This window comes from Archangium sp., assembly GCF_036389735.1.
Taxonomy (GTDB): Bacteria; Myxococcota; Myxococcia; order Myxococcales; family Myxococcaceae; genus Archangium.
In genome coordinates this window covers 1-2,813 of the sequence record NZ_DASVWK010000377.1, presented here as the reverse complement: position 1 = coordinate 2,813, position 2,813 = coordinate 1, and the positions used below count along the sequence as shown (strand labels likewise).

Sequence of the window (2,813 nt, the reverse complement as noted above, 5' to 3'; positions counted from 1 at the left end):
CGTCGATGGTGGACAAGCACACGCGCCCGCCCGGCCGCACCAGCTCGAAGGCCGCCTGGAGCTCGGCGCGCGGGTCCGCGAAGTGCTCCACCACGTCCCACAGCGTGACGAGGTCGTACCGCGCCCCCGAGGCGGCCCGCTGCTGTAGCGTCTGCTCGTGGATGGTGAAGCCCAGCGCGCGCGCGTGCTTCGCCGCCCAGCGCGACAGCTCCAGCCCCTCGGGCAGCGCCCCGCCCTCACGCGCCACGTCCAGGAAGTAGCCGCAGTAGGCACCCACGTCGAGCACGGAGTTCCCCCGCGTCTCTCCCAGCATCCGGAGCGCGTAGCGGAAGGTGTGGTAGCGGTTGTCCTTCTCCGCGACGTAGAGGGGGTCCTCCACGTCCTGGTACAGCCCCAGCAGCTCCTCCGGGGTGCGCAGGGGCCACTGGAACAGCATGCCGCACTCGGAGCAGGCCCAGATGGGCGGATGGCTGCCGTGCCCGAAGCTCGTGCAGTTGAAGGCCTCCGCGCCCGCGGGCGTTCCGGCGCGCCCCCGGAACTTCATCGAAAGCCGGGTGCTCCCACACAGGTAGCAGGAGGGGGGCACGGGAGAGAGGTGGGGCTCCGCGGAGGAGCCCCGGGCGGGGGCTGAGCTCAGGGGGGGGGCAAACCTAGACCCACCCGCTCGCCCGGGCAACCCGGGCAACCCGGGCCGACTACTCGCTCTTCTTCGAGCCGCCGCGTCCCGAGCGAGGCGCGGGTGGGGGAGCCGCCTGGGCGGCGCGCAGGGCCTCCACCTCGCTCCGCAGCCGGAGGACCTCGGCCGAGAGCTGGGCGTACGAGTCGCGCACATGGCCGTTGAAGACCCGCTGGCGGCCGAGCGTCTCGTTGATGAACACCTGGCACGTCTTGCGGAAGGCCCACTTGGCCACCAGCACGAGCTGGCCCGCGCCGCCCCGGTGCGTGTGCAGCGGCAGCGAGCGCGTGGCGTCCGCGTTCTCCTCCAGTGCCTGGAGGTAGAAGGAGAGCGGATCCACCCGCGCCTCCACGTCCTCCTCGGGCACGTCCGCCGGCTCGGAGGTGGGCAGCCCCCGCGTGCGCAGGCGCTCCTCGATGCGCGCGAGCAGCTCGCGCGCGGGGATGTCCCGTCCCATCAGCTTCATCGGCTCTTCTCCCTCACGATGCGCTCCATCTCTTCCCGGTAGGCGTCCACCACCTTGGGCCACGTGTACCGCGCGGCGTAGGTGCGCGCGCGCCGGCTCATGGCGCTCCGCTGCTCGCCCACCAGCCGCAGGCCCTCGATGAACGAGTCCAGGTCCTTATACGTCTTCCCCGCCTGGCTGCGCTCCACCTGGCCCACCAGCACCTCCGAGTGCCCGTTGACCAGCACCGGCGTGCCCGAGGCGAAGGCCTCCAGGGTGAGCAGCGAGAGGCTCTCGAAGCGCGAGGGCACCGTCACCGCCAGCGCGCCGGCCAGGGCATCGTACTTGTCCTCCTCGTCGATGCGGCCCACGTGGCGCACGCCCTCGCCGCGCAGCTCCATGTGCGCCTCGCCCGCGAGCACCAGATCCGGCGCGTCGTGGAAGCGCGAGCGCAGCTCCCGGTGGTGGGCGAGCAGCTCGGGGATGCCCTTGCCGGCCTCCAGCCGCCCCACGTAGAGCAGGTAGGGGTTGCGCACGCCGTACTTCTCGCGGAAGCGCTTCGGGTCCACCTGCTCCGGCACGTCCACGCCCACGCCCACCACCCGCGCGGGCGAGTGGTCCGGGTAGTACCGGCCAATGAGCTCCACCTCCTCGGGCGTGTTGGCCAGCAGGGCGCGCGGGCGCTCGAAGACGTCCGCGTACGTCCCGAAGCGGATGGGCGGCTCGTCATGCGCCGTGGGGACGAGCAGCGAGCGCTCCGCCACCATCGGCAGGCCCCACACCGTGGGCGCGTACAGGTAGGTGAAGAAGACGAAGCCGTCGTAGTCCGCCCGGTGCGAGTCCAGGTGCTCCAAGAGGCCGGGCACCACCGGGCCCTGCTCGGCCACCCAGTGCTCCTCGCGCAGCCGCTCGTTGGGCTTGTCGAACACCTGCTTGGACAGCGTGTTGAAGGGGCGGATGTTCCGCATGCGCGTCACCGGGAAGCGCAGCACCCGCACGCCCTCCACGTTCGCGTCCTGCTCCTCGCCCGCTGGGAAGACGTTCTCCCAGGTGAGGTGGTTCCTCGCGCTCGTGGTGAGGACGGTGAGGTCCCAGTGGGGCGCGAGCTGCTCCACCACCTGCTGCGCATGGCGCTCGGCGCCGCCCGTCACCTCGCCGTAGCGCTGCACCACCACCCCCACCCGGGGCCTCTTCTTCGCGGGCAGCGCGCGCCGCTTCGGGCGCTTGTCCTCGCCCAGGGCCTTCGCCAGGGCCTGCTGGCTCTCCTCGGCAGAGAAGTGCTCCAGCCGCCGCGCCTGACCCGCGAGCAGGCCCTCGCGCAGCGACAGGTCCTCGCTCACGTCCACCACCAGCTCGGCGAGGAAGGCGAAACGCTTCTGGTCGAAGGCGATGCCCGCGCCCCCGAGCGTCTCCGGCACGGCCGCCGCCGCGTAGGCCAGCACCGGCACCCGCGCGGCCATGGCCTCGATGAGCGGGACGCCAAAGCCCTCGTGCTCGCTCATGGAGACGAAGACGTGGGCGGAGCGGTACGCCGCCACCAGCTCGGCGTGGTTCAGCCGCCCGAGGAAGTGCACCCCGGACAGCCCGCGCGCCGTGCGCTGGAGCGACTTGAAGTAGCGACTGCCCGGCTCGTAGCCGCCCACCAGCAGCAGGCGTGCCTCGGGCCGCAGCCGCAACAGCTCCGCGTGCAGC

The 2,813-nt window shown here is 72.3% G+C and carries 3 protein-coding genes; all 3 read right to left on the bottom strand.

The genetic code is table 11. The features are described 5' to 3' along the window. A partial coding sequence (locus tag VF794_RS13320; RefSeq protein WP_331110326.1) for a class I SAM-dependent methyltransferase occupies positions 1-544 on the bottom strand: 544 nt, incomplete at its 3' end. 151 nt (positions 545-695) lie between these two features. Further along, positions 696-1,142: a hypothetical protein gene (locus tag VF794_RS13315; protein ID WP_331110324.1), complete on the bottom strand. Its 447-nt coding sequence runs from the start codon at positions 1,140-1,142 to the stop codon at positions 696-698. After that, positions 1,139-2,813 (bottom strand): glycosyltransferase (locus VF794_RS13310; protein ID WP_331110322.1); only part of this gene is annotated, 1,675 nt, incomplete at its 5' end. The genes VF794_RS13310 and VF794_RS13315, both read right to left, overlap by 4 nt.